The following is a 26,288-nucleotide window of genomic DNA, read 5'->3' on the forward strand; positions in this document are numbered from 1 at the left end:
GGCTCCCCTACGTCCCGGTGGTTACCGGAGGGTTCCGCTGCCGGCGGCCTCCACGAAGTGGGCGAAGGCGTGGGCCGTGACGGTGAGGGTGGGGCCGTGGGGGTTCTTGCTGTCCCGCATGGCGATTGCCCTGCGGGGGGCTGGGGCGATCTCTATGCAGTCGCCGCCATTGCTTCCGCTATACGACGACTTACGCCATGTGGCGCCGTTGAGAGGCGCGGCCTCGACGCAGTCACCGCCGGTGTTCCCGCTGTACGACGACTTCCGCCACCGCGCGTTGGGCAGGTCCTGACTGGTCGCCATAGCGTTCCTCCATTACGCGCCTGATCAGTTCCGCCGATTCCCTCTTCGAGAGGGCGGCGGCCTGCAAGTTAGCGTAACGGCGGTGGGCTTCGCGGACTGTTTCCGGGTGGGCGGTCATGTGGCCCGAGATCAGGTCTTCCGTATAGACGAGCTCAGGGTCGTCGTCGAACCGCAGCAGGTTGAACGAGCCGACCAGGCTCGCGTGTTCACCTGCCGCGTAGGGCAGTACCTGGATGCTGACCCAGCGTCGGTCGGCGAGCTCCAGCAGATGACCAAGCTGGTCTCGCATTACTCTCCGGCCACCGATGGGCCGGTGCAGTGCCGCTTCGTCGAGAATCACCAAAGTCAACGGTGGACGCTCACGCTCCAGAATGCGTTGACGCTCCATTCGCGCGGCAACCAAGTCGTCGAGCTTCTTCGGCATGCCGGTGGCCAGAACAGCACGGGCGTACTCCTCGGTCTGGAGAAGTCCGTAGACCAACTGAGCCTGATACGTGGAGATGAACGTCGCCCGCGCCTCCATCTCCGCGTACGCTTGGAACCAGGACGGCAACTGGCTACGCAGCACCAGGCCCACCAGCCGAGAGAACACCCCATCCGTACCGAGCGCGGCGTCCACCCGTTCGGAGAAGTCCCTCGTCGGGACCTTCTTCGCCGTCTCGACCTGGCCGATGAGGGACGCGGTGACGAAGATGATGGAACCGAGCTGCCCCTGTTTGAGCGTGGCCGCCTCTCTGAGGCGCCTCAGCTCCGAGCCGTAGTAGTCCAGCGGAGACGCGCTGGGGTCGAGGTCGCGGATGTTGACCATGTGCGGGCACCCCCATTAACCAACGCCGGAGAGCGTGAGGTTCATGTCGTAGCCCAGCGTAATCAGGTGACCCCACGCTGGTGACATGAATCACGTAACTCCCCACCCCCCACTGCCCGTTCGGGGGACGTACCGGATGAGCCTCACTCTGGGTGAGCACTCGGCACGGCATCTGCGCTTCATCCTCCGTACCTACCTGACGAGTTGGGGGATGGAGGAGCTGAGGGACACCGCGGAGCTGGCCCTCACCGAGCTGGTCACCAATGTCGTACGGCATGTGCGGGACCGGCGCTGTGACCTGCTGATCCTGCGCAGGAAGGCGGGAATCCGGGTGGAGGTGGCGGACGGGTGCGCGCGGCTGCCGGGCCGGGCGGAGCAGGAGGGAGCGGAACTGGCCGAGGGTGGGCGGGGGTTGCTGATCGTCGCGGCGGTGACGGACCGGTGGGGCGTACGGCCCGTGCCGCGCGGAGGGGCCACGGCGGGGAAGACGGTGTGGTTCGAGTGCGACACGAAGGGGCCGGAGCCGGCGGGGGCGGTCACCCGTTCGGACGCGGCCCGCTCGCAGCGGCACGGGGCCGGACGGACGCTGTGAATCCCTGACGTCGAGGAAGAAGTAGGGGTGGCCATGAGCAGCGCGAGTGCGCCCGGGAAGCCGGACCGCGACACGGAAGGGACGTCGATGTGGGCGACGGGCGGCACGATGTTCGCCGGTGTCCTGATGCTGGTCAACGGCATTCTCGGCGTCTTCGAGGGCATCGCGGGCATCGCGAAGGACGACGTCTACGAGCGGATCGGCGACTACGTCTACAAGTTCAACCTCACGACGTGGGGGTGGATCCACCTGATCCTCGGCATCCTCGTGGCCGTCACGGGGGCGGGGATCCTGCGGGGTGCGAGCTGGGCGAAGGCGACGGGGGTGGCGCTGGCGTCGCTGGCGATCGTGGCGCAGTTCCTGTGGCTGCCGTATACGCCGGTGTGGGCGTTGATCTCGATCGCGATGGGCATCTTCGTGGTCTGGGCGCTGTGCACGGATCGCTCGGACCGGCCGGTGGCTTGACCCAACGGTTTCGCGGCGCGGGCGGACCAGATCCCCTACGCCACGATCCAGCACTAGCCCCCCGGGGTTTCGCGCAGTTCCCCGCGCCCCTAAATTGCCCGCCCTTGCGCCGCCGTTCAGCACCAGCGGCGGGGGGGTGATCTTTTAGGGGCGCGGGGAACTGCGCGGCCAACCACGACGCACCCGCAGATCACAACGCGCGGGCGGGGGTGATCTTTTAGGGGCGCGGGGAACTGCGCGAGCAACCACGAAGCAGCCGCAGGTGAATGCGCGCAGGGGGCAGTTGTCCAGGGGCGCGGGGAACTGCGCGAGACCACGGGGGGCCCGCGCCCGGGGATGGGGTCAGTACGGGGCCGGGCCGCCGTTCAGGGACACCGCTTCGCGGATCGCAGTCACGAAATCCGCCGCCCGCGGCGCCAACCCACCCGCCCGGTGGATCAGCGCAACCTCCGCATTCGGCACGTCACGGAGCGGCACGAACACCACATCCGGCCGCGCATAGAACTTCTCCACCGACGCCACCACCGGCGATATCCCCTGCCCCGTCCCCACCAGCATCATCAGCTCCTGGAAGGACGCCACCGCCCGCCCCCGAAGAATCTCCCGCCCGGACGCCGTCACCCGCGGCACATGAAAGTCCCACCAGTACGCGGGCGCCCCGTTCACCACCCCGAAGAACGTCTCCCCCGCCAGCTCCTCCAGGGACACCGACACCCGCCCGGCCAGCGGATGCCCCAACGGCACGGCGAGCACGCGCGGTTCGTCGATCACGACCGGTCCGACCTCCAGGTCGGGTTCCTCCACCGGCAGGCACGTGAAGAGCAGATCCACCTCGCCGGAGCGCAACGCGCCCAGCGGATCCTGGAACTGCGTCTCCCGCATCCGCACCTCCACCCCGGGACACCGCTCCCGGAAGGCCGACAGGATCGGCCCGGTCAGGGTCCCCGCCCCGGACCCGAGGAAGCCCACGTCCAGCTCCCCGTCCACGCCCCGCGCAGCGGACTTCGCACGGGCCACCGCTTCCTCCATCCGTACGTGGAGCGGCGCGATCTCCTCGTACAGCCGGCGTCCGATCGGCGACATCCGCACCACCCGGCTGGTGCGTTCGAAGAGCGGCGCGCCGATCTTGCGCTCCAGCTTCTTCACGGTCTGGCTGACCCGCGCCTGGGAGAGCACGAGCCGCTCGGCGGTCCGCCCGAAATGCAGCTCTTCCGCGAGCGCCAGAAAGGTCTCCAGCTCCTGCCGTTCCACCACATACCCCCTGTGACCTGCATCGATAAGCGTGATCGTGGCAATCGTTCCATGAATCGCCGTTGATGGGGGAGCGCGATCGGCGGATCTTTGAGGAGTCAGGACGGCGACCGCCGGACCGGACACCCGCTCCCTCAACCACCAGGAGATCCCGATGATTTCGCGTGCCCGCAAGACCCTCGTCGCCACCGCCGCCGCCACCGCGCTCGCCCTCACCGGAGGTCTCGCCGTGACCGGCGCCCAGGCCTCCCCCGACCGCCGCGAGAACGTCGACGCGGCCGCCTGGACCGCCGCCTGGGCCGCCTCGCCGCAGCGCCCCAGCACCGGTTTCAAGGCCAACTGGTCGGAGGCCGGATTCGACAAGCAGACCCTGCGCCAGGTCGTCCGCGTCACCGAGGGCGGCGAGAGAGCCCGCATCCGCCTCTCCAACGCGTACGGCACCTCGCCGCTGCGCATCGCGTCCGCCACCGTCGCCCGTACGACGAAGGGGGCATCGGTGGAGAAGGGCTCGGTCAGACGCCTCACTTTTGACGGGAAGCGGGCGGTCTCCATTCCCGCCGGAGGCCAACTCAGCAGTGATCAGGCTGACTTGGACCTCGAAGCCTTCGAGTCCGTGACCGTCACCCTGCACCTCGCGGGCACCACGGGTCCCGCCACCTTCCACGCCCAGTCCTTCGCCACCACCTACCGCGCCGACGGCGACCACACCGCCGACACCGGGTCCGGTGCCTTCGACGAGTCCACCGAGTCCTGGTACTACCTCTCCGGCGTGGACGTCAGCGACGGCCACGACCGGACCTCGCGGCGCGACGGCGTCGTCCTCTTCGGCGACTCCATCACCGACGGCTTCGCCTCCTCCACCGACCTCAACCGCCGCTGGTCCGACGCCCTCGCCGAACGCCTCGCCAAGGCGGGCAAGCAGCGGCCCGTCCTGAACTCGGGCATCGGCGGCAACATGGTCCTCAACGACTCGGCCTGGTACGGCGAGAAGAGCGCCAACCGGTTCTCCCGCGACGCCCTCGACCTGCCCGGCACGGGCACCGTCGTCGTCCTCGAAGGACTCAACGACATCGGCTACAGCGAGACCGACAAGCCCACCTACAAGCCCGCGCCCGTCGTCTCCGCCCGCGAACTCATCAACGGACACAAGAAGTTGATCCGCGAGGCCCGCGCCAAGGGAGTCAAGGTCGTCGGCGCCACGCTCCTGCCGCTCGGCGACTCCGACCACTACGGACCGCACGCGGCGGCCGTGAGCGACGAGTTCAACCAGTGGGTGCGGACCTCCGGCGCGTACGACGCGTACGTCGACTTCGACAAGGCCCTCGCCGACCCGGCGGACCCGGAGCGGATCGCCCCCGCGTACGACAGCGGCGACCACCTGCACCCGAACGACGCCGGTTACCGGGCGATGGCCCGCGCGGTGGACCTGGAGACGCTCTGATGGCCACCACCACCGCCGACATCGGGCAACGCACACCCGGGGACGTACGGATGACGTCCCGTCAGAGGCTGACCCTCACTCTCCTCCTCGGCTCCCAGTTCATGATCGCCGTGGACTTCTCCATCCTGAACGTCGCACTCCCCGTCGTCGGCGAGGGCCTCGGCTTCTCCCTCGCCCACCTCCCGTGGATCGCCACCGCCTTCGCACTCGCCGCGGCCGGGTTCACGCTCCTGTTCGGGCGGATCGCCGATCTCTTCGGCCGCAAGCGGATCTTCATCGGCGGCATGGTCCTGCTCGGCCTCTCCTCCGCGCTCGGCGGCCTCGCCACGACCCCCGAAGTCCTGCTCACCGCAAGGGTGTTGCAGGGTCTGGCCACCGCGGCCGTCACCCCGGCCGGGCTCGCCCTGCTCACCACGGCGTTCCGCGAAGGGCCGCTGCGGGAGCGGGCGCTCGGGCTCAACGGGGCGCTCATGTCCGCCGGTTTCACCACCGGCGCCATCCTGGGCGGGCTCCTCACCGACCTGCTCTCCTGGCGGTGGGCGTTCTTCATCAACGTGCCCGTCGCGGCGGCGGTCGTCGCCCTCGCCCCCGCGCTCCTCACCGACTCGCGGATCGTCTGCAAGCACCGCCTCGACGTACCCGGCGCGATCACGGTCACGGGTGGCCTGCTCGCCCTCGTCTACGGCCTGACCAGGGCGGGCGAGAGCGGCTGGACCGACCCCGGCGCGCTCGGCACGCTCCTCGCGGGCGCCGTCCTGCTCATCGCCTTCTGGCACGTGGAACGGCGCTCGGCCGCGCCGCTCGTGCCCGTCCGCATCATGCGGCGCCGCACGGTCGTCTGGGGCAACGCGGCGGGCCTCATCGCCTTCGCCACGGAGACCTCACTCGTCTTCCTCCTGACGCTCTACCTCCAAGAGGTCCTCGGTTACTCCGCCCTCGCCACGGGTCTCGCCTTCGGCGTCCTCGGCCTCGGGACGGTCGTGGGCGGGGCGCTGGGCGGGCGGGTGGTCGGACGCTACGGGAACGTGTCCACGATCCTGGCCGGGGGCGTGATCCAGGCGGTGGCCACGCTCTCCCTCGTGGCGCTCGGTACGTCCGGGGGCTGGCTGTACCTGCTGCTCGCGGCCACGTTCGTCGGGGGCGTCGGGAACATGCTGCTCATCGTGGGCTTCATGGTCACGGCGACGTCGGGTCTGCCGGATTCCTTGCAGGGGCTTGCGACGGGGCTCGCCACGATGACCCAACAGGTGGGGATCACGTTGGGGATTCCTGTGATGAGCGCGGTCGCTGCGGGGCGGACGGGTGCGGAGACGGGGCCGTCGCCGATCCTCTCCGGAGTCACCGCCGCGGTCCTCGTCAACTCCTTGCTGGTGCTTGTGGGTTCCGCCCTCGCGACGGGGGCGCTGCGCTCGCCTGGGCGGCTGCGGCTGCGTCGTGGCTGGCCGCGCAGTTCCCCGCGCCCCTGAGCCACCCGCCCCTACGCCACCGTTCAGCACTAGCCCCCCGGGGTTTCGCGCAGTTCCCCGCGCCCCTAAAGCACACGCCCCTACGCCACCGTTCAGCACCAGCGGCGGGGGGGTGATCTTTTAGGGGCGCGGGGAACTGCGCGGCCAACCACGACGCACCCGCAGGGCACAACGCGCGGGCAGGGGGGATCTCTTAGGGGCGCGGGGAACTGCGCGGCCAGGCACGACGCGCCCGCAGGGCACAGCGCGCGGAGGGCTGAGGTTTATCGGGTGTGGGCCGGGGGTGGCGGGGATCCGTACGGTCTAGCTAGGGGATCGCTCGGTCGGGAGTTTTGGCGCGGTCGCGCTTCGCGGGGCGCGATGCTCGGAGCATGGCATCGGGAGAAGAACCACGACCGTTATTGCTGGTGGCGGGGCTGGCCGACCTGGCAGTGGACACGGCGAGATCCGCACTGAAGACCGTACGAGGAGCACTGCACCGCTCCGACACCCCCGCCCTGGCCACAGAGGCCGAACACGAACTCCTGGCAAGGGGACGTCTCGTACTGGACCGGTACACCGCCCCGCCCCCCGCCCACCTGGAGATCCTGGCCCGCCACGCCCTCGCCCGAAGGGCCGCCGATGGTGAGTGACCCCTCGGGCGAGAGCACGCTGAAGAGCCGGGTCGACGAGGCACTGCGCCGGTTCGTCGCCGAGGAGGCGGACCGGTTCGCGGAGATCGATCCGCTGCTCGGCCCGGTGGCCGGGCAGCTGGAGGCCGCCGTCGCGGACGGCAAGCGGCTGCGGTCGGCCTTCTGCTACTGGGGCTGGCGCGCGGCGGGCCAGCCGGACAGCGACGCGCTCGTCCGCGCCGCGGCCTCCATGGAACTCGTGCACGCCGCCGCCGTCGTGCACGACGACCTCATCGACGACAGCCCCCTGCGGCACGGCAGGCCCACCGCGCACCGGGCCCTGCGCACCACCGTGCGGGGGCGCCCGCGCGCCGACGCCGCGGCCAGGTCACTGGCGATGCTGGTCGGAGACCTGCTGATGGCGCTGGCCGGGGAGCTGTTCGCCACCAGCGGGCTGCCCGCCGCGTATCTGTCCCGGGCCCGCCCGCTGTGGGCGGTGATGGCCCGTGAGCTGATCGCGGGCGAGTGCCTGGAGATCCTGCGGACCGGGACCGACCCGGACACCACGGCCTCGCTGAAGGTCATCCGCTACAAGACCGCCAAGTACACCGTCGAACAGCCCCTGCTCATCGGCGGGGCCCTGGCCGGGGCGGGCACCCGGCTGCGCGAGGGCTACCGGGCGTACGGGCTGCCGCTGGGCGAGGCGTTCCAGCTCAGGGACGATCTGCTCGGCCTGTTCGGGGACCCGGACGTGACGGGCAAGGCCAACGCCGACGACGTACGCGGCCGACGGCCCACCGCCCTGCTCGCGGAGACCTGGCGGCTCGCCGACGACGACGAGCGGGCGCGGCTCGGCTCGCTGCTCGGCCGGCGCGACCAGGACGGGGCGGGGCTGCTTGCGGTGCGCGAGCTGATGCTCGGGCTCGGGGCGCCCGCCCGCGTCGAGGACATGATCGGCGCGCGCGTGACGGAAGCGCTCGACGCCCTGCACGAGCTGGAAGTGCCGTCGCACGCCACCGCCGCCCTGACCGAGCTGGCCGGTTCGGCCGCGCTGCGGCTCTCCTGAACGGCCCGTGCCGACTCCCCTTGTCCTGCCTCTCCGTGGAAGCCGAGGAACCTGCCATGAACTGCACCGAGGCATCGATGAACTCCCTGCGCCAGGCCGGTGACGAGCTCGCCGACGCCACCGTCGCCACCCTCTTCGAACGGGGAGAGGTGGGCACCTTCAACAGCCTGATGCGTTACGTCTCCACGGCGGGCGCGCCCCTGCCGGACGGGCTCCCCGACGTCGCGCGCGAATACCTCGAAGCCACCCGTGTCCCGCCCGCCTGGGTGGACTGGGGGGAGATGGAGAAGGCCCGCCTGTTCTTCATCGACAACAACGTGCACATCTCCACCGCGCTGTCCTTCGCCGCCATGCCCGCCTGCTACGTCGTACCGACCGTGGCGAAGCTGCTCTCGGCCACCCACGGACTGAAGTACCCCTCCAAACGCATGGCGGAGACCGGCCAGTTCACCGTCTATCTGATGCGGCCCGACGCCTTCGAGAGCGGCAGCCGCTTCATCCCCGCCGCGCAGAAGGTCCGCCTGCTGCACGCCTCCATCCGCCACCACCTCGTACGCGAGAACCGGTGGGACACCGCGGCGCTCGGCACGCCGATCTGTCAGGAGGACATGATCGGCGGGCAGATGTTCTTCTCGATGCTCGTCCTGGACAGCCTGCACCGCCTGGGCATCCACATGTCGACGGAGGGCGCGGAGGCGTACTACTACGCCTGGCGCGTGGTCGGCGCGATGCTCGGCGTCGACCAGGACGCCGTCCCCAAGACCCTCGACGAGGCACGGCACTTCCTCGACCTGTACATGCTCCGGCACATGGGCCCGTCCGAGGAGGGCGCGCACCTGACCCGGCAGCTCATCGACCTCTACGAGGAAGTGGTGCCCGGCACGCTCCTCGACCCGATCGTCTCCGCCCTCATCCGCTATCTCGTCGGGGACACCTGCGCCGACTGGCTCGCGGTGCCCCGCACCCCGTGGGACACGCTCGTCAAGGCCGTGCCCCACCTCCTCGGCGTCCTGGAGAGCATCGAGGACCGCTCCCCGCTCGGCGCCTGGGCGCTGGACCGCGTCGGCCACCTCACCAGCGTCCTCGAACTGTCCTCGCTCACCCGTGGACGCGTCATGCACTACGCCATTCCCGAGCAGCTCAAGAAGGAGTACGACGTCTCCACCGGGGTGCCCCGCACGCACCGGTGGACCCCGCCCGCCGCCACGGTGTGAGCCGTCACTCGGTCGTGTAGTAGCGGTAGAACGTCGCCGCGAAGACGCCCGCCGCGACCACCAGGGACATGATCACCGACCGCAGGACCGTCGCGTCGGTCAGGCTGTAGAGGAAGCCGAACGCGATGCCCGCGAAGGCCGTCCAGGACAGGGCGCGCAGTTCGCGGGGCAGCCGGTGCGCGGTGCGGCGCAGGGCGAAGTACACGGCGGCGACGACCACTCCGGCGACCACGCCGAACAGGACGTTGCCGGTGGTGATCGGGCCCGCGTCGCGGCGGATGCCCGCGGCCCAGATGCCGTAGACGATGCCCAGGAGCGCGGGGCCCGCCCAGTGGGCGGACAGCGCCCGTGCGCCGGTCGTGGCGGGTGAGGCGTGTGCCATGACGGTTCCTCTCGTCGTCAGGTGCGGTCGGGTACGTCAGGTGCGGTCAGTGCGTCGGCCGCGGTCAGTTGTGGTGGTCGGCGCAGGAGTCGTGGCAGTCGTGGTCACGCCACCGCGGGCACGGGTCGTCGTGGGACGAGCAGCTCGGCACGTGGCGGCCGCTCGTGTCCACGTAGGCCGCGCTCACCCAGCCCCGGACGCCGACCAGCCAGTACCAGGACGGGTCGCCGTTCACGTTCGTGCCCCAGGTGGCGCACTGGACGCGGTCCTGGCTGCCGTACGGAAGGGTCGCGACGATCGACGCCGAGGTGCTCGGCTGGTCCCTGACGTTCAGATCGGGGCCGGAGACGACGGTGCCCCAGATGACGCCGCCGTCGTCGTCGTGAGCAGGGCTCGCGGCACTGGCCGTGGCGACGTTTCCCAAGGTCAGCAGGGCCGCGGCGGCCGTCGCCGACAGGATCGGAGCGATGCGCATGATCTGCCTCCTCGCCCCCTCATCCAGGAAACACCCGTTCGGGCGAACGCTCCACCGGAAGCCGATGAGTTTCCGTGCGGCGCACGGTCTGTACTCCTGACGGAACTCCATGCGAGAGGGCGGACGGACATGAGCGGCCTGGCCATCGAGACCGCGGGTCTGGTCAAGACCTTCGGCGACAACCGCGCGGTCGACGGCATCGACCTCACCGTCCCCGCGGGCACCGTCTACGGAGTGCTCGGGCCGAACGGCGCGGGCAAGACCACGGCGGTCAAGATGCTCGCCACCCTGCTGCGGCCCGACGGGGGCGAGGCGCACGTCTTCGGCCACGACGTGGTGCGCGAGGCCGACGCCGTACGCGCCAGGGTCAGCCTGACCGGGCAGTACGCGTCGGTCGACGAGGACCTGACGGGGACCGAGAACCTGGTGCTCCTCGGGCGGCTGACCGGCCACGCCAAGAAGGCGGCGCGCGAGCGGGCCGGACAGCTCCTGGAAGCGTTCGGGCTCACCGAGGCGGCCGCCCGGCAGGTGAAGCACTACTCGGGCGGCATGCGGCGCCGCATCGACATCGCCGCGTCCATCCTCAACACCCCCGACCTGCTCTTCCTCGACGAGCCGACGACGGGCCTCGACCCGCGCAGCCGCAACCAGGTGTGGGACATCGTGCGTGCGGTCGTCGGGCACGGCACGACGGTGCTCCTGACCACCCAATACCTGGACGAGGCCGACCAGTTGGCGGCACGGATCGCCGTCATCGACCGGGGCCGAGTGATCGCCGAGGGCACCAAGGGCGAGCTGAAGGCGTCGGTCGGCGCGGGCTCCGTGCACGTACGGCTGCGGGACGCCGCGCGGCGCGACGAGGCGGCGGGCCTGCTCGGCGCGGTGCTCGACGCGGAGGTGCAGCTGGAGCCGGACCCGGTCGCGCTGACGGCCCGGGTCGGCACGCACGGCGAGCAGGGCGGCGGGGACGCCGCGGAACAGGCGTCGCGCGCGCTCGCCGAACTCGCCCGCTCGGGCATCACGGTCGACAACTTCGCGCTGGGGCAGCCCAGCCTCGACGAGGTGTTCCTCGCGCTGACGGGCGAGGACGCCACCCACCACGAACCGGCGGAGCGCCGGGCGACGGAGGCCACGGCATGAGTACGACGACCACCACCGAGACCCAGGACCTCGCGCCGGTCAGGACCGAGTCCCTCGCCGAACTCCTCATCGCCACCGAGCGCCCGGCCAGGCCCAGCGCGCTCTCCGCCTGCCTCACCTTCGGCTGGCGCGCCATCCTCAAGATCAAGCACGTCCCTGAACAGCTCTTCGACGTCACGGCGTTCCCGATCATGATGGTGCTGATGTACACGTACCTCTTCGGAGGGGCGCTCGCCGGATCCCCGCGCGAGTACATCCAGTACCTGCTGCCCGGCATCCTGGTCATGTCCGTCGTCATGATCACGATGTACACGGGCGTCTCGGTCAACACCGACATCGAGAAGGGCGTCTTCGACCGCTTCCGCACCCTGCCGATCTGGCGGCCCTCCACGATGGTCGGCTACCTGCTCGGTGACGCCCTGCGCTACGCCATCGCCTCCGTGGTCATCCTGACCGTGGGCCTGATCATGGGCTTCCGCCCGCACGGCGGCTTCCTCGGCGTCGTCGCCGGGATCGCCGTACTGCTCGTCTTCTCCTTCGCCTTCTCCTGGATCTGGACGATGTTCGGCCTGCTGCTGCGCACGGAGAAGTCGGTGATGGGCGTCAGCATGATGGTGATCTTCCCGCTGACCTTCCTGAGCGACATCTTCGTCAAGCCCGAGACCATGCCGGGCTGGCTCCAGGCCTTCGTCAACAACAACCCCATCACCCACGTCGCCTCGACGGTCCGGGCCCTGATGGAAGGCACGTCGGCGACCACGGAACTGCTGTGGACGCTGGGCTGGGCGCTGGTGCTCGTGGCGGTGTTCGGGCCGGTGACGATGCGGCTCTACAACCGGAAGTAGGCGCGCGGGCACCGGAAGCAGGCACGCGCGGGCGGGCGGGCACCGGAGGCAGGCACGCGCGGGCGGGCCCGGAAGCCGGCACCGCGCGGAGTACTCCTTGCCCCATATGCAGTCCCCCCGGTCGCGCCCCCGGTGACCGGGGCCTTGCCTTGGGAGGGTGCCGAAACGTGTCCGCAGCGCCGCCTCCGTCGTCCTGCTCGTCGTCGCCTGCCTCCTCGTCCCGCTCGGCACGCTCTCCGCCTGGGCGAAGTACGAGATCGCGGACACCGGCAACTACGTCGCCACGATGGCGCCGCTCGCCTCCGACTCCGACGTGCGGGGGGCCGTCACGGACGCCGTCACCGAGTCGGTGACGAAGGGGATCGACGCCGGGCCGCTCCAGGGCACCGTCGAGTCGTTCGTGCGCGAGGCCGTGGGCTCGTTCACCGGGACCGCCGCCTTCAAGACCGCCTGGAACGCCGCCAACCGCGCGGCCCACGACGCCGTGATGCGCGCCCTGAACGACGACAGCGCCAGTGCGGTCACCATCGACCTCGCGCCCGTCACCGAGCAGGTCAAGAAGCAACTGCAGGACGACGGCGTGCCGTTCGCGGGCCGGATCCCCGTACGGCACACGGACGTCACGATCATGCAGGCCCAGGACCTCGGGCGACTGCGGACCGTCTTCCACACCCTTCAGGTGGCGGGCATCTGGCTGCCGGTCGCGGCCGTCGTGTGCGCCGTGGCCGGTGTGCTGCTCGCCGAGCGCCGCCGCCGCGCCCTCGTCGCCGTCGCGCTCGGCGCCGCCCTCGCCGCGGCCGCCCTCCTGATCGCCGTCGCCGTCAGCCGCGCCCTCACCCTCGACGACGTGCCCCCGGACCTCTCGCGCGGCGCGGCGGGCGCGGTGTACGACGCGCTGACGCAGACCCTCCGTACGACCTCGTGGATCGTCATGGGGGCGGGGGCGCTGGTGGCCCTGGGGGTCTGGCTGGCCGGACGACTGAGGGGCGGGCCCCTTAAGGGGCGCGGGGAACCGCGCTAAGGGGCGCGGGGAACCGCACGACCAGCCCCCACCCGCCCGCGGCCGGGCGAACGAGCAACCGCCCTCTGTCGAACCCCGTCTCTGAGAGAGGATCCGGGTAGCACCGCCCGACGACGAGAGGCCGACGCCTTGGACACCACGACGGCCGCCCGCGACACCGAGGACGAGGCGGACGGGCACGCCCCGCGCCGTGTGGGCAAGACGGCCGCCTGGGCCGGCGGCCTGCTCCTCGCAGGGGTCAGCACCGTCATCGGCTTCCGCGTCGCCGACTCGGACGGCTTCACCCCCGTCCCCCAGCTCCTCGCCTTCCTGCCCTGGCTGCTGGTCCCCGCGGGCGCCGGACTCCTGCTGACCGTGCTCGCCAGGTGGCGCGTCGGCATGCTGTGGGGCGTCGCCGCGCTCGGGCTCGTCGCCTGGTACATGGAGCCGTACGGGCAGGCCAACGAAGCGAAGGGTGCCCCCGTTGCCGAGCTGCGCGTCATGACGTCGAACGTGGAATTCGGCCAGGGCACCCCCGGTCTCATCCGTGCCGTGCGCGAGGAACGGCCCGATCTGCTCTTCGTCGAGGAGTGCGACCACGGCTGCGCCGCACTGCTCCGCAAGGAACTGCCGCACGCCGACTACCCCTACCGCGCGGCCGTCGACGCGACCGGCGCCGAGGGATCCGTCATCCTCGCCAACGTCCCGCTCAAGAGCGCCGCCGGCATCGAAGCCACCCTCGGCATGCCCGGCGCCGTCGCCGACGTGAAGGGGCACCCGGTGCGGCTCCAGCTCGCCCACCCCATGCCCCCGATGCCCCGCCAGGTGAACCTGTGGCAGTCGGAGATGGGCGAGATCAGGGACTACGCGGCGGCGGGCAAGGGCAGGTCCACCATCGTCGCGGGGGACTTCAACGCCACCCAGGACCACGCCGCCTTCCGCGCCGTCCTGGACACGGGCCTGCGCGACGCCGCCCGCATCGCCGGGTCCTCGCGCGCGCCCAGCTGGCCCGCCGCCGCGCCCGCCCCGCTCGGCGCGCAGATCGACCACGTCCTCGCCACGCCGGACTTCGCCGCCCGCGACGCCCGCTTCCTGGACATCGGCGACACGGACCACCGCGCCCTCGTCGTCACGCTCACCCTCCACAAGGAAGGCAAGAACGAAACAGAGCGTTGATCCTGCGGCCAGAGCAAGTTACGTAAAGTGCCGATAATGGGCGCATGCCCCGTGCGCCCCACCCCGCCCGTCCGGTCTCCCTGAGACCCCTCACCCCACCGGACTGGCTGGTCAGGTCCCTCAAGCCGCAGTCCGCCCCCATCCCCTGGGCCGCCGTCGCCCGCGCCTCCGTCGCGATGGCGCTGCCGCTCGCGATCGGCATCCTCGCCGGGCAGCCCGCGTACGGCGCGCTCGCCTCGATGGGCGCGCTCTCCGGCGTCATCGGCGACACCGCCGACGCCTACCGCATGCGGATCTTCAACATCGCGGTGCCGCAGCTCTTCGGCGCCCTCGGCGTCACCCTCGGCTCGCTCGTCTTCGGGCACGGCTGGCTCGCGGTCGGCGCGGTCACCCTCGTCGCGCTGGTCTCCGGGATGATGTCGACGATCGGCGCCGTCGCCTCCGTCTCCGGGCTGCTCCTGCTGCTCAACTGCGTGGTCGGCGCCGGGCTCCCGATGCCGGGCCAGTGGTGGCTCGCCCCGCTCCTGATGACCAGCGGCGGCCTCCTCGTCCTCACGCTCGCCCTGCTCGCCTGGCCGCTGCGGTCCGGCGTCCCCGAGCGGGCCGCGGTCGCCGCCTCGTACCGCAGCGTGGCCGCGCTCCTGGACGCGGCGGGCACGGACACCTACGACGACGCGCGCACCGCGGTGACCGCCTCCCTCAACCAGAGCTACGACCTGGTCCTCGCCCGCCGCGCCCGCGACCACGGCCGCAGCCCCGATCTGGTGCGCCTGGTCGCCCAGTTGAACGCCCTCACCCCGATCGTGGAGGCCGCCCCCGCCGCCGACCAGGCCGCCCGGCACGCCTGTGTGCGGCTGCCCGCCGAGGTGCCCGCCTCGGTCCGCGCCCTGGCCGACACCGTGGAACGGGGCGCGACCGCGCACCCCTCCGGCGCGCGCCCGGCCGCGGAGCGGACCGCCGACCGGCTCCCCGAGCCGCAGGACCACGTGGCCCGCGCCCTCGACCACGCCGTACGGCACGCCGCCGAGACCCTCGACGACCCCGACCCGCTCGGCGCCATCGGGACCGACGACCGCCTCGGCCGCCCCGCCGCGCTCCGCGTCCGGGCCCGCCGCGCCGCCCGCAACGTCCTGATGTCCGGGGCGTCCTGGCGCTACGGCCTGCGGCTCGCGCTCTGCATCGGCATCGCCCAGTCCCTGGTGTCGCTCATCGACGTACCGAGGTCGTACTGGGTGGCGCTCACCATCACGTTCGTCCTCAAGCCCGACTTCGGCTCGGTCTTCTCGCGCGCCGTGCTGCGCGCGCTCGGCACCGCGGCCGGTCTCGTCGTCGCCGCGGCCGTCCTCGCGGAGGTGCCGCACGGCTGGTGGGACGTGCCCGTGATGATGCTGCTCGCGCCGCTCATCCCGGCGCTGACCACGCGCGGCTACGGCTACCAGACGGCGGCCATCACCCCGGTGATCCTGCTCCTGTCGGACATCCTCAACCACCAGGGCCTCGGCCTCGTCCTGCCCCGCCTCGTCGACAGCCTGATGGGGTGCGCGATCGCGCTCGTCGCGGGGTACCTGCTGTGGCCGGAGAGCTGGGGCACCCGGATCGGCGACCGGCTCGCCGACGCGGTGGCCGACACCGCGGCGTACGTGGACTGCGCGTTCGGCACCCCGGAGGACCCGGCCGCCCGCGCCCGCATGCGGCGGCGCCTCTACCGCGACCTGTCCGTCATCCGCTCCGAGTTCCAGCGCGCCCTGACCGAACCGCCGCCCACCGGGACGCGGGCCGCCGCGTGGTGGCCGCTGGTCGTCGCGGTCGAGCGGATCCTGGACTCCACGACCGCGGCGAGGGTCCGCATCCGGCACGGGGCGCGGGCCCCGGGGCCCGACGAGGTGGCCGAAGTCGCCCGCGAGCTCACGGGGTTGGCCCAGGGCCTACGCTCCTCCGACACCCTGGAGGAAGTCCACGCGGCGTTCACCGTGGGCCCCAAGGACAGCGTCCTGGAACCCCTCCGCCAGGAGGTGGCCGCAGCGAGAGCGATCGCCTCGGCCCCTTAAGGGGCGCGGGGAACTGCGCGAACCCCCGGTGGGGCCGCGCCGGACGGTGGGACGAGGCCGTCGTACTCAGGGGCGCGGGGAACTGCGCGGCCAGCCACAACCGGCCCGCAGCTCCCCGCCCCCCCTCGACCGACTCAGCCCTTATTGACCTTGTGCAGCGCCTTCGCGAGCCCGTTGGCCCACAACTGATTCACCTGCGCCCGCTCATTCGCATCAGGCTGCGGATTGGTGCAGGAGGGACCGGGCCCACCCCCGGACATCAGCTGACTGCACGGCCCGTCGTACGTGTCGGGAAGACCCAGCACGTGCCCGGTCTCGTGCGTGGTCACCCGCGTCGAGTCGTACTGCTGGTTCTGCGCGTAGTCCAGGAAGATGTACCCGCTCCCGTGCCCGTCCGTGCTCGCGTACGAGCCACGCGGGTCATCGCCCTCGCGGTACTCGAAGCTCGCTCCCGAACTGCCTTCCTGGAGCTTGACGTTGGAGACGGCCGCGTTCCAGATGGACGTCGAGTTGGCTATCTGCTGCGCGAAGGTGGGGGCTCCGGACGCGTCGTAGGTGACGGTCACGGACTTCGCGCCCGGGTTGGCCGCGCGCTTCTCCGCGACGGCCTTCACCACGGCCTCGAAGAACGCCTTGTTCGCCTTGGCCTCCGCGGGCGAACCCGCGTAATTGGCGTACGAGGCCCGCGCGGTGGCCGTGGAGGTCGTCGTCGCGGCGGTGGCCGACGTCGCGCCGAGGCCGGCGACGGTGAGGCCGAGGACGGCCGCGACGGACAGGTATCGCTTGCTCATGTGTGGGGGGCTCCCTACTCGTTCCGACGATCGCGTGGGGCGATCGATGAAAGGTGAACGGTTCGGTGCCTGTGAGTGTCGGGGAGCATGAGGCCCCTGGGGATGATGGCAACTGGCGATAGCACGGGCCTATCACCCGGTCCCGGCCTGCCCAGAACGGCTGGTTCTCATGGGGTTTGGGCGTCTGGTGCGACGGGCGTACCGCCTCTACTCTCATCGACCATGGAGCTCGAGGTCAGGCACCTCCGCGTACTGTGCGCCATCGCCGACAGCGGCAGCCTGCACAAGGCGGCGCGCCAGCTCGGCATGAGCCAGCCGTCCCTCACCACCCAACTGCGGCGCATCGAGCAGGCGCTCGGCGGCCAGCTCTTCGCCCGCGAACGCACCGGCTGCCGGCCGACCCCGCTCGGCCGCGTCGTCCTCAGCCGCGCGCGGCCCCTGGTCACCGAGATGCGCGCCCTGGTGAGCGAGACGAAGGCGGCCGCGGCCCGCGCCGTCGAGGGGCCGCAGCTGCGCATCGGCTCCACGGCGAGCCGGGCCATACCGGGCTGGCTGCGCAAGCTGCGCGGCCGGCTGCCCGGCACCGAGATCTCGCTCCAGATGGACGTGTCCGCCAACGCCCTGCTGCGCATGGTGGCGGCGGGACAGCTCGACGTCGCCTTCGTGCACGAGGTGGAGGGCTGCCCGCTGCGGCTGCCGGAGAGCCTGCGAAGACGCGTGCTCCTGGACCGCGAGCCGCAGTTCATCTCGCTCGCCGCCGATCATCCGGCGGCGGACAGCCCCGTCGTACGGCTCTCGGAACTCGCCGCCGACCGCTGGATGGTCGACCCGACGGTGGACGGCGAGTGGGACGGGCTGCGCCGGGTGCTCACCGCGGCCGGGCTCAACCCCCCTGTCCTGCACGGCGATTACCACACGGCGGCCTCCCTCGTGGCCACCGGCGAGGTGGTCGCGCTCTGCCAGCCGACCTCGCGGGCGCGGGCGGACATGGCCGTACGCCCCCTGCACGGCGACCCCCTCGGCGTCCGCCTGCTGCTGGCGGCGCGCACCGACGACGAGCTGAACGCGGTGTACGGCGAGCTGGACGCCGCCTACTGGGAGGCGGCGGGGCAGTCGCCCGCCTATACGGAGTGGCTCCTCCAGGCCGGCGAGACCCGGGGAACGCCCGCCGAGCCCCGCGGAACGTCCGGCGGGACATTGGTCCCTGCCAGCCGGTGACCTTCGGCAAAACACCCTCTGACCTGCTATTTTCGCCGTTTTACGGTACTGGGTCACGGCCTGCGGCCACTTGTTACATTCCCTACGGATGACGCACACATGACGCCCGTAGCTTCATATCTGTCGCCACCGCAAAGGGGCACAAACTCGGACAGAACATCAACGAGGGAAGTCACCACCATGCGCGCCACCCGCCGTACCTTCCGCACCGCCGCCATCGCCACCGGAGCCATCGCCGCACTGGCCGTCCCGACCACGGCCGCGTTCGCGTCGGACGCCCCGGCCACGCCGCACGGCCAGGTCGCGCAGGACGAGCAGACCGGCTCCCAGGACCAGTCCGGCAAGGACGAGGGCAAGACCAACCCGGACGAGAACAAGAAGGACGAGTCGGGCAAGGACAAGGACCAGACCGGCAAGGACCAGACGGGCAAGGACGAGACCGGGCAGGACAAGTCCAAGGACAAGGACAACGAGACGCCCAAGCCGGGCAGCTGGGAGTCCAAGGGGACCACCGACCTCGGCAAGGGCTGGACCGCGAAGGTCGAGGTCAACGCCTCCGCGCGCAGCGCCAGGGCGACGATCTCCCAGAACGGCGCCGCCAAGGGCTCGCTCACCGCGTACGAGAAGCCCGCGAGCACCACGATCGGCGGCAACACCTTCACGCTCTCGCCCGACGGCACCGTCACCGCCAAGCTGGTCAAGAAGGACAAGGACCCGGTCGTCGGCGGCTGGGAGTCCAAGGGCACCACCGACCTCGGCAAGGGCTGGACCGCGAAGGTCGAGGTCAACGCCTCCGCGCGCACCGCCAAGGCGGCCATCTCCCACGACGGCGCCGCCAAGGGCTCGCTCACCGCCTACGCGAAGTCCGCCACGACCACCATCGAGGGCAACACCTTCACGCTGTCCCCCGACGGCACCGTCACCATGAAGGCCAAGCCGACCCCGCCCAAGCCCCAGCCGGAGAAGCGGACCTTCGTGCGCGAGTACAAGAACCTCGGCGGCACCGGCTTCGACGCCAAGGTCTACAAGGTCAAGAACGGCTACCAGGCCGACCTGATCGCCAAGTCCACCGACTCCGCGAAGAAGATCGTCTGGGACACCCTGAAGCAGTCCGGCACCAAGGCCGCGTACGGCCAGCACAACGGCGCCCACTTCGTGCTCAACCCCGACGGCACGATGAAGGGCTGGGTCGAGGGCAAGACCCACGGCAACGGCACCAAGCCGCAGCACAAGAAGGACGGCGACACGGTCGTCCCGCGCGGCGGCGTCAAGGCGGGCTCCGAGGGCGTCACCAGCACCTCGGACGACGCCCCGCTGATCGCCGCGGGCGGCGGCATGGCGGCCCTCGGCGCGGCCGGCCTCGGCTTCGCGCTGTACCGCCGCAAGCAGAACGGCTGACCGGCAGGACGTGACAGGGGCACCCCGCAGCGGCGGGGTGCCCCTTCGTCGTACGCGTCCGTACGGTCAGACGCCGATGTCGCAGCCGTCCTCGCGCCACACGGAGACGACCGAGGGCCGCACGATCCTGCCGGGCCCGTCGGGCCAGGCGCTCGCGGGCTTCTCCACGGAAGCGCCGTCGACCTCGCCCGGGTGCTGCACGGCGACGAGCACCCGCCGGTCCTGGACGAGCGGACCGCAGGTCTCCGCGCCGGTCGGCATGGTCAGGAACTGCTTGAGCTCACCGCGCCGCTCGCCGCGCGTGGCGACACCGAACAGGCCGTCGTGCGAGCCGAGTTGGTTGCCGTCCGTGGAAATCCACAGGTTGCCGTGCGGGTCGAAGGCGACGTTGTCGGGGCAGGAGATCGGGGAGACCCGGTCCTTGGGGAAGCCCGCGAAGTACGTCGAGGGGTCCTCCGGGTCACCGGCCACGAGGAAGAGCGACCAGGCGAACGTGGTGGCCTCCGCGCGGTCGCGGCGCTCGGTCAGCTCCAGGATCTGCCCGTGCTTGTTGAGGTTGCGCGGGTTGGCCTCGTCCGCGCCCGCCTTGCCCGCCTTGCCGCGGTCGGAGTTGTTGGTGAGCGCCACGTACACCTTGCCGGTGTGCGGCGACGGCTCGATGTCCTCGGGCCGGTCCATCTTCGTGGCGCCGACCTTGTCACCGGCGAAGCGCGTGAAGACGTACACCTCCTCGGCGGTCATCCCGTCGACGTGGCTGACGGCCTTGCCGCCGGGCCCCGCGGTGGCCAGCGGGATCCACGTGCCGCTGCCGTCGAACTCGCCGTCGGCGGGCAGCGTCCCCTTGCCGTCGATCTCGTCGGCGGGGGAGTCGCCGGTCAGCTTGGCGACGTAGAGCGTGCCCTCGTCGAGCAGCGTCAGATTGTGCTCGTGCGCGGCCCGCGACGTCCCCTTGGCGACGCGCTTGCTGCTGACGAACTTGTAGAAGTAGTCGAACTTCTCGTCGTCGCCCATGTAGACCACGGGGCGGCCGTCGTGCGTCAGGCGCGGCTGCGCGGCCTCGTGCTTGAAGCGGCCGAGCGCGGTGCGCTTGCGCGGGGTGGAGTCCGGGTCGTACGGATCGAGTTCGACGACCCAGCCGAAGCGGTTGGCCTCGTTGGGCTCCTTGGCGAGGTCGAAGCGGTCGTCGAACCGCTCCCACTTGCGCTCGGAAGCGCCGCCGACGACGCCGTACCGCTTCAGGCGCGCGGCCCGCTCCGGGTCCGTGACCTTCTCGGCGTTGGCGAAGTACTGGTTGAAGTTCTCCTCGCCGTGCAGCGTCGTGCCCCAAGGGGTCGTACCGCCCGAGCAGTTGTTCAGGGTGCCGAGGACGGTGGTGCCGCGCGGGTCCGCCTTCGTGCGCACCAGCTCGCTGCCGCGCACCGGTCCCGAGAGCCGGAAGGGGCTGGTCGCGGTGAGCCGCCGGTTGAGCTGGTGGCGGCTCACGGCCCGCAGCTTCCCGCTGCGCCGCTCCCCCTCGACCACGACGACGGAGAGACCGTGCGCCGCCCAGGCGATCTCGACCTGCTCGCGGGTCGGGTTCGCGGGGTCGTAGCCCTTGAACATCAGGATCTCGTCGGTGTACTCGTGATTGGCGACGAGGACCTGCCGCCCGTGCTCACGGCGCAGCGGAAGCAGACTCAGGAAGTCGTTGTTGTACCCGAACTGTCCGGCCTGCGCCTTGGCGCTCTGCCGGTCCGCGTCGAACGCGGGGGCGCCGCGCAGGATGGGCTCGCCCCAGCGGATCACGACGTTCTGCTCGTACCCCGCGGGGATCGTGACGGTGTCGGCGGTGTTGGGCGCGACGGGCGCGAAGCGCAGGCCGCGGGCGGCCTTGTCCCTGCCGTGCGACCGTCCCGCGGGGACGGCGGCGGCCGCCTGCGGCGCGGCCGGGCCGCCTATGACCGCGGTGCCCGCGGCGGCGGCGACCGTCACCACGGCGGCCGCGCGCATCATCGAACGGCGGCTCAGCGCACCGGCGATGACGTCGCCGACGTAGTCGTTCTCGCTGGTGTTGGGCGCTTCCTGGAAACAGGCGTCGCCACAGCGGAACCGACAGGTCAGGGCGGAACGGCCGCCGCTCCCCTGATGCGAGGTGATGATCGGCAGCAGTGTGCGCACGGGTCCTCCGTCGTGTGGCGTATCGGCGTGTGGCGTGGCCGGTTTTCGCCGTGACGCTATGAGCGGCGTCCGGCAGGACGACGGCCGGAGGGTGAACGGAGGGTGAATCCGTGGCACACGGGAGGGAGTTGGCGCGAGGCTTGCCGCGCGGGGTGGTTCGGGCGGGTGACGGTGGGCGACCCTGCCCAAGATCGCCCCGGGTGGCGGCTAACCTTACGTGTCCGCCCTGGCCAGGGATTTTCGGGAATCAACTCACGCGAAGGGTTGCGCACATGGGCATTCTGAACCGCCTGCGGAACGCGTTCGGACGGTCACGCAAGGAGAGCGTTCCGGAGGCACGGGAGCCTGGGCGTGCGACTGCGCGGGAAACCGACGCCCCGGCGTCGACGTCCTCCTCATCCACCCCCTCGTCGCCCCCCTCGTCCGCCTCCTCCTCCCCGGACCCGGCCAGGCCGACGGTCCCGGCCCCCTCCTCGGAGCCCTCCCCCACGCCCAAGGCCAAGGTCCCCGCCCCGAGCTCGGAACCGTCACCCTCGACGGTGGACGACTTGGTGGCAGCGGCCTTCGACAACGTCACGGTCCCGCCCCCGTCCTCGGAGCCGAGGCCGTCGACTACGTCAGAGGCAACGTCCGGGTCTGCCCCGAAGCCGACGTCCGGCTCCGCCCCGGAGCCGACGCCTGTCGTGGAGGTCACGCCCGCCCCTGCCCCCGAGCCGACGCCCACCGCCGAGGCGGAGCCCGAGCCCGACGAGACCCCCTCGGCACCGAAGGCCACGACGGACGCCACTGAGCCTGAGCCTGCGGCTGCGGCTCCCACCCCGGAGCAAGACGCCACCGCTGCGGACGCGGATGCCGCCGCCACCGCCATCGCCGCGGACGCGGACGCCAGCGCTGCGGACACGGACGCCAGCGCTGCGAACACGGACGCCACCGCCGCGGACACGGACGCCGCTGCTGCTGCCGACGCGGACGCCGTCGCTGCCGACGCGGACACCACCGCCGCGGACGCGGACGCTGCTGCTGCTGCTGCTGCTGCTGCTGTGGGCAAACGTCCCGCTGGGCGAGTGGGGTCTCCCCTGCTCGAGCGAAGCCGAGAGCTTGGGGAAGGGTGGGCACAGCCCACGTCGCCGAGCTCCGAGAACGAGGGCGTCCAGTCGTCCGACCAGGAAGCGGCCCCCCAGCCGGAGGCTGAGCCCGTCGCCGCGCCGGCGGAGGAAGCAGAGCCCACGCCCGCGCCGCAGGCGGAGCCCACGGTTGAGATCACCGTGCCCGAGCCGGAGGCAGAGGCCACCGCCCCCGAGCCGGAGGCAGAAGTCACCGCACCGGCGAAGGCGCAGCCCGAGCCCGACGTCACCGTGCCGGAGGCAGAGGCAACACCCACCGCCCCCACGCCGGAGGCGGACGCGGACGCCGACGTATCAACCGCCCAAGGCGCCCCCGCCAGCCCTCCGCCCCTGGGGCTGGCCACCGCCCACAAGGCCGCCGGCGCCGCCCTGGAGAAGAACGGGCTCACCGGCACCCGCGCCCCCGTCTACCTCGTACTCGACCGCTCCGGATCCATGCGGTCGTACTACAAGGACGGCTCCGCGCAGAGCCTCGCCGAGCAGGTGCTCGCGCTGGCCGCCCACACCGACCCCGACGCCACCGTCCACGTCGTCCTCTTCTCCACGGAGATCGACGGCACCGGCACCCTCACGCTCGCCGAGCACGAGGGCCGTGTGGACGAGCTGCACGCCGCCGCGGGCCGCATGGGGCGTACCAGCTACCACCGGGCGATCGAAGAGGTCGTGGCCCACTACGAGAAGTCGGAGCACAAGGAGAACGGCACCCCCGCCCTGGTGGTCTTCCAGACGGACGGCCCGCCGGACGCGAAGGGCGTGGCGACCCAGGCCCTGAAGGACGCGGCCGCCCACCCCCTCTTCTTCCAGTTCGTCGCGTTCGGCGAGCACGACGCGAAGGGCTTTGACTACCTGCGCAAGCTGAAGGCGGACAACGCGGCCTTCTTCCACGCGGGCCCGGCCCCGCGCGAGCTCACGGACCAGGAGCTGTACGAGGGCGTGCTGGCGGCCTGGCGCCCGTAGCGCCGGGGACGGCGGACCCGGGAGCCGGAAGCCCCGGGTCCGCCCCCTGATATCGATGTGAGTCGATCTCGATCGGGCCGTTAGGATTTCGACCATGGCGGCCACTGGATCCGAGAAGCAGGGAGCGGGCGAGAACGCGAAGGCGTTCTACGTCTCGACCCCCATCTACTACGTAAACGACGCTCCTCACCTGGGCCACGCCTACACGACCGTTGCAGGGGACGTGCTCACGCGCTGGCACCGTCAGCGCGGCGAGAAGGTGTGGTACCTCACCGGCACGGACGAGCACGGTCAGAAGATCATGCGCACGGCCGAGGCGAACGGCGTCTCCCCCCAGGAGTGGTGCGACAAGCTCGTCACCGAGGCCTGGCAGCCCCTCTGGGAGCACCTGAACATCGCGAACGACGATTTCATCCGTACGACGGAGAAGCGTCACACCGACCGCGTGCAGGAGTTCGTCCAGGATCTCTACGACAAGGGCGAGATCTACAAGGGCGGCTACGAGGGCCCGTACTGCGTGGGCTGCGAGGAGTACAAGCTCCCCGGCGACCTCGTCGACGGCGAGGGCGAGTTCGACGGGCAGAAGCTCTGCCCCATCCACAAGAAGCCGGTGGAGCTCCTCAAGGAGGAGAACTACTTCTTCAAGCTCAGTGAGTACGGCGACAAGCTCCTCGCCCTCTACGAGGCGAACCCGGGCTTCATCCAGCCCGAGTCCGCGCGCAACGAGGTCGTGAACTTCGTCAAGCAGGGCCTCCAGGACCTGTCGATCTCGCGCTCGACGTTCGACTGGGGCGTGAAGGTCCCGTGGGACGACAAGCACGTCATCTACGTCTGGGTCGACGCGCTCCTGAACTACGCCACGGCCGTGGGCTACGGCGCCAACCAGGAGAAGTTCGACGCGACGTTCCCGGCGAACGTGCACCTGGTCGGCAAGGACATCCTCCGCTTCCACGCGGTGATCTGGCCCGCGATGCTGCTGGCGCAGGGCCTCCCGGTCCCCGGCAAGGTCGCGGCCAACGGCTGGCTGATGGTCGGCGGCGAGAAGATGTCGAAGTCGAACCTGACGGGCATCAAGCCGCAGGACCTGACCTCGCACTTCGGCGTGGACGCGTACCGCTGGTACTTCCTGCGCGCGATCGCGTTCGGCAGCGACGGCTCGTTCTCCTGGGAGGACTTCACCGCCCGCTACACCTCCGAGCTCGCCAACGACTACGGCAACCTCGCCTCGCGCGTGGCCGCCATGGTCGGCAAGTACTTCGGCGGCGCGCTGCCCGAGGCGACGGCCTCCGGCGAGGCGGAGAAGGCGGTCCAGGACGGCCTGGCCAAGGCGGTCGCCGACGCCGACCGCGCGATCGGCGAGGAGCTCGACTTCCAGTCCGGCATCCTGTCGATCTTCGCCTTCGTCAAGCAGGTCAACGGCTACATCACGGAGCAGGAGCCGTGGAAGGTGGCCAAGGACGAGAGCCCGGAGGGCAAGGCCCGCCTGGCGACGATCCTCTACACGGCGGCGGAGTCGCTCCGCGCGGTGGCGGTGCTCCTCAACCCGGTCATGCCGGAGACGTCCCAGAAGCTCTGGGACTCCCTCGGCGCGGAGGCCGCCCTCGGCGCGCTCCCCGCCCAGCGCGTGCAGGACGCCGGCACATGGGGCCAACTGCCCGTCGGTGCCACGGTGACGAAGGGCGCGGTGCTCTTCCCTCGCCTGGAGGAGAAGCCGACCGCCTAGCGGCACAGGCAGCAACGAGAAGTCCCGGTGCCCGCCCCCTGACTCGGGGCGGGCACCGGGACTTCTCGCGTGTGCGCTCTCAGTCCTCGCATCCGTTGATGTCGTCGTCGCATCCGGCCACGTCCGCAGGGTCCACCTGGTTCAGCCGCCACGAGATCAGCCCCGTGCCGTCCTTCTCGGGGGCGACGCGCGCCTTGAAGGGCTTGCCCGCGGGGACGTTGAACTGGTCCGCCTCGCGGTCCCCGCACCCCACGCCGTAGGCCTGCTCCTCCCCGGCCCGGGACAGGGTCAGGGTCAGCTCCTCGGCCTCGTCCGTGTCACAGGTGATCTCGAAGCGGTAGGGGTTCTTGCCGCCCGCCGGGAAGGACTTGTCCAGCCCCGACCCGACGTACGCCGTGCCCGCGTCCACGAACTCCGCCTCCGTGCCGTCGTCCTCGGCGGCGGCGTCCAGCGCCCGGTCGGCCCGGCGCTGGGCGTCGTCCGGCTCCCAGGGGCGGGTCTTGCCCGACGCCCCGGACGCCTCGGGCTTCGCCGAGGCAGAAGCCTCACCGGACCCGGCGCCGTCCCCACCGGCCCCGCACCCGGACACCAGCATCAGTGCGGCGGCGGACAACAGCCCCGCTTGACGTATACGCAT

The 26,288-nt window shown here is 71.3% G+C and carries 25 protein-coding genes; 16 read left to right on the plus strand and 9 right to left on the minus strand.

Translation table 11 applies throughout. The annotated features are described in order from the left end of the window. Positions 1-21: 21 nt before the first annotated feature. Both ACIO9J_RS26435 and ACIO9J_RS26440 read right to left on the minus strand, forming a co-directional pair. The gene (locus tag ACIO9J_RS26435) at positions 22-303 is read right to left on the minus strand and encodes a DUF397 domain-containing protein (RefSeq protein WP_402004427.1); all 282 of its coding nucleotides are present in this window, start codon (positions 301-303) and stop codon (positions 22-24) included. Then, on the minus strand, positions 233-1,111 hold the full coding sequence (locus ACIO9J_RS26440; RefSeq protein WP_402004430.1) for a Scr1 family TA system antitoxin-like transcriptional regulator: 879 nt from the start codon (positions 1,109-1,111) through the stop codon (positions 233-235). Before ACIO9J_RS26440 ends, ACIO9J_RS26435 begins: the two co-directional genes overlap by 71 nt. A gap of 136 nt (positions 1,112-1,247) precedes the next feature. Here ACIO9J_RS26440 and ACIO9J_RS26445 point away from each other — a divergent pair, with 136 nt between their 5' ends. Both ACIO9J_RS26445 and ACIO9J_RS26450 read left to right on the plus strand, forming a co-directional pair. Next, on the plus strand, positions 1,248-1,703 hold the full coding sequence (locus ACIO9J_RS26445; RefSeq protein ID WP_402004433.1) for an ATP-binding protein: 456 nt from the start codon (positions 1,248-1,250) through the stop codon (positions 1,701-1,703). A gap of 33 nt (positions 1,704-1,736) precedes the next feature. Beyond that, positions 1,737-2,168 carry a hypothetical protein gene (locus ACIO9J_RS26450; protein ID WP_402004436.1) on the plus strand — a complete coding sequence of 144 codons (432 nt, stop codon included), beginning with the start codon at positions 1,737-1,739 and terminating at the stop codon, positions 2,166-2,168. 342 nt (positions 2,169-2,510) lie between these two features. Here ACIO9J_RS26450 and ACIO9J_RS26455 read toward each other — a convergent pair whose 3' ends face one another. Continuing rightward, positions 2,511-3,545, minus strand: coding sequence for a LysR family transcriptional regulator (locus tag ACIO9J_RS26455; protein ID WP_402004439.1), 1,035 nt, complete (start codon positions 3,543-3,545; stop codon positions 2,511-2,513). 28 nt (positions 3,546-3,573) lie between these two features. On the opposite strand from ACIO9J_RS26455, the gene ACIO9J_RS26460 reads away from it, so the two are divergent. The 5 genes from ACIO9J_RS26460 (at position 3,574) to ACIO9J_RS26480 (ending at position 9,217) form a co-directional block, all read left to right on the plus strand. Continuing rightward, the gene (locus ACIO9J_RS26460; RefSeq protein WP_402004441.1) at positions 3,574-4,860 is read left to right on the plus strand and encodes an SGNH/GDSL hydrolase family protein; all 1,287 of its coding nucleotides are present in this window, start codon (positions 3,574-3,576) and stop codon (positions 4,858-4,860) included. After that, positions 4,860-6,326 carry an MFS transporter gene (locus ACIO9J_RS26465; RefSeq protein ID WP_402004444.1) on the plus strand — a complete coding sequence of 489 codons (1,467 nt, stop codon included), beginning with the start codon at positions 4,860-4,862 and terminating at the stop codon, positions 6,324-6,326. The genes ACIO9J_RS26460 and ACIO9J_RS26465 overlap by 1 nt, the downstream gene beginning before the upstream one ends. Before the next feature lie 371 nt (positions 6,327-6,697). Then, positions 6,698-6,958 (plus strand): polyprenyl synthetase, encoded by a 261-nt coding sequence (locus ACIO9J_RS26470; protein ID WP_402004447.1) that lies wholly within the window; start codon positions 6,698-6,700, stop codon positions 6,956-6,958. Then, positions 6,948-8,003, plus strand: coding sequence for a polyprenyl synthetase family protein (locus tag ACIO9J_RS26475; RefSeq protein WP_402004450.1), 1,056 nt, complete (start codon positions 6,948-6,950; stop codon positions 8,001-8,003). The genes ACIO9J_RS26470 and ACIO9J_RS26475 overlap by 11 nt, the downstream gene beginning before the upstream one ends. A 56-nt stretch (positions 8,004-8,059) precedes the next feature. Further along, positions 8,060-9,217: an oxygenase MpaB family protein gene (locus tag ACIO9J_RS26480; protein ID WP_402004453.1), complete on the plus strand. Its 1,158-nt coding sequence runs from the start codon at positions 8,060-8,062 to the stop codon at positions 9,215-9,217. A gap of 4 nt (positions 9,218-9,221) precedes the next feature. On the opposite strand, the gene ACIO9J_RS26485 is transcribed toward ACIO9J_RS26480, so the two are convergent. After that, entirely contained in the window at positions 9,222-9,599 is a 378-nt protein-coding gene (locus ACIO9J_RS26485; protein ID WP_402004456.1) for a hypothetical protein, read from the minus strand. Between the two features lie 64 nt (positions 9,600-9,663). Continuing rightward, a complete protein-coding gene (locus ACIO9J_RS26490) occupies positions 9,664-10,074 on the minus strand; it encodes an SH3 domain-containing protein (RefSeq protein WP_402004459.1) in 411 nt (136 codons plus the stop codon). 129 nt (positions 10,075-10,203) lie between these two features. Between ACIO9J_RS26490 and ACIO9J_RS26495 the strand changes: the two genes are divergently transcribed. The 5 genes from ACIO9J_RS26495 to ACIO9J_RS26515 all read left to right on the plus strand — a co-directional run bounded on the left by ACIO9J_RS26495 (position 10,204) and on the right by ACIO9J_RS26515 (position 16,283). Continuing rightward, positions 10,204-11,214 carry an ATP-binding cassette domain-containing protein gene (locus ACIO9J_RS26495; protein ID WP_402004462.1) on the plus strand — a complete coding sequence of 337 codons (1,011 nt, stop codon included), beginning with the start codon at positions 10,204-10,206 and terminating at the stop codon, positions 11,212-11,214. Then, entirely contained in the window at positions 11,211-12,059 is an 849-nt protein-coding gene (locus ACIO9J_RS26500; RefSeq protein ID WP_402004465.1) for an ABC transporter permease, read from the plus strand. The genes ACIO9J_RS26495 and ACIO9J_RS26500 overlap by 4 nt, the downstream gene beginning before the upstream one ends. A 157-nt stretch (positions 12,060-12,216) precedes the next feature. Then, positions 12,217-13,080, plus strand: a complete 864-nt coding sequence (locus tag ACIO9J_RS26505; protein WP_402004468.1) for a hypothetical protein — start codon at positions 12,217-12,219, stop codon at positions 13,078-13,080. A 129-nt stretch (positions 13,081-13,209) separates the two neighbouring features. Next, positions 13,210-14,235, plus strand: coding sequence for an endonuclease/exonuclease/phosphatase family protein (locus ACIO9J_RS26510; protein ID WP_402004471.1), 1,026 nt, complete (start codon positions 13,210-13,212; stop codon positions 14,233-14,235). A 44-nt stretch (positions 14,236-14,279) separates the two neighbouring features. Then, positions 14,280-16,283 carry an FUSC family protein gene (locus ACIO9J_RS26515; RefSeq protein ID WP_402004474.1) on the plus strand — a complete coding sequence of 668 codons (2,004 nt, stop codon included), beginning with the start codon at positions 14,280-14,282 and terminating at the stop codon, positions 16,281-16,283. Between the two features lie 134 nt (positions 16,284-16,417). Here ACIO9J_RS26515 and snpA read toward each other — a convergent pair whose 3' ends face one another. Beyond that, complete coding sequence (gene snpA, locus ACIO9J_RS26520) at positions 16,418-17,074, minus strand: snapalysin (RefSeq protein ID WP_402004477.1); 657 nt, start codon at positions 17,072-17,074, stop codon at positions 16,418-16,420. 222 nt (positions 17,075-17,296) lie between these two features. Here snpA and ACIO9J_RS26525 point away from each other — a divergent pair, with 222 nt between their 5' ends. Then, entirely contained in the window at positions 17,297-18,292 is a 996-nt protein-coding gene (locus ACIO9J_RS26525) for a LysR family transcriptional regulator (protein WP_402004480.1), read from the plus strand. Between the two features lie 180 nt (positions 18,293-18,472). Then, on the plus strand, positions 18,473-19,690 hold the full coding sequence (locus tag ACIO9J_RS26530) for a hypothetical protein (RefSeq protein WP_402004483.1): 1,218 nt from the start codon (positions 18,473-18,475) through the stop codon (positions 19,688-19,690). 66 nt (positions 19,691-19,756) lie between these two features. On the opposite strand, the gene ACIO9J_RS26535 is transcribed toward ACIO9J_RS26530, so the two are convergent. Together ACIO9J_RS26535 and ACIO9J_RS26540 are read right to left on the minus strand one after the other, a co-directional pair. Continuing rightward, a complete protein-coding gene (locus tag ACIO9J_RS26535) occupies positions 19,757-21,847 on the minus strand; it encodes a PhoX family protein (RefSeq protein ID WP_402004486.1) in 2,091 nt (696 codons plus the stop codon). A 247-nt stretch (positions 21,848-22,094) separates the two neighbouring features. After that, a complete protein-coding gene (locus ACIO9J_RS26540) occupies positions 22,095-22,541 on the minus strand; it encodes a hypothetical protein (protein WP_402004489.1) in 447 nt (148 codons plus the stop codon). Here ACIO9J_RS26540 and ACIO9J_RS26545 point away from each other — a divergent pair. Beyond that, positions 22,531-23,928, plus strand: a complete 1,398-nt coding sequence (locus ACIO9J_RS26545) for a VWA domain-containing protein (protein ID WP_402004492.1) — start codon at positions 22,531-22,533, stop codon at positions 23,926-23,928. The two genes, ACIO9J_RS26540 and ACIO9J_RS26545, sit on opposite strands and share 11 nt — an antisense overlap. 94 nt (positions 23,929-24,022) lie before the next feature. Beyond that, positions 24,023-25,651, plus strand: a complete 1,629-nt coding sequence (metG, locus tag ACIO9J_RS26550) for a methionine--tRNA ligase (RefSeq protein WP_402004495.1) — start codon at positions 24,023-24,025, stop codon at positions 25,649-25,651. A 79-nt stretch (positions 25,652-25,730) separates the two neighbouring features. On the opposite strand, the gene ACIO9J_RS26555 is transcribed toward metG, so the two are convergent. Further along, positions 25,731-26,288 (minus strand): hypothetical protein, encoded by a 558-nt coding sequence (locus tag ACIO9J_RS26555; RefSeq protein WP_402004498.1) that lies wholly within the window; start codon positions 26,286-26,288, stop codon positions 25,731-25,733.

It is taken from the genome of Streptomyces sp. NPDC087300, assembly GCF_044744425.1.
Taxonomy (GTDB): domain Bacteria; phylum Actinomycetota; class Actinomycetes; order Streptomycetales; family Streptomycetaceae; genus Streptomyces.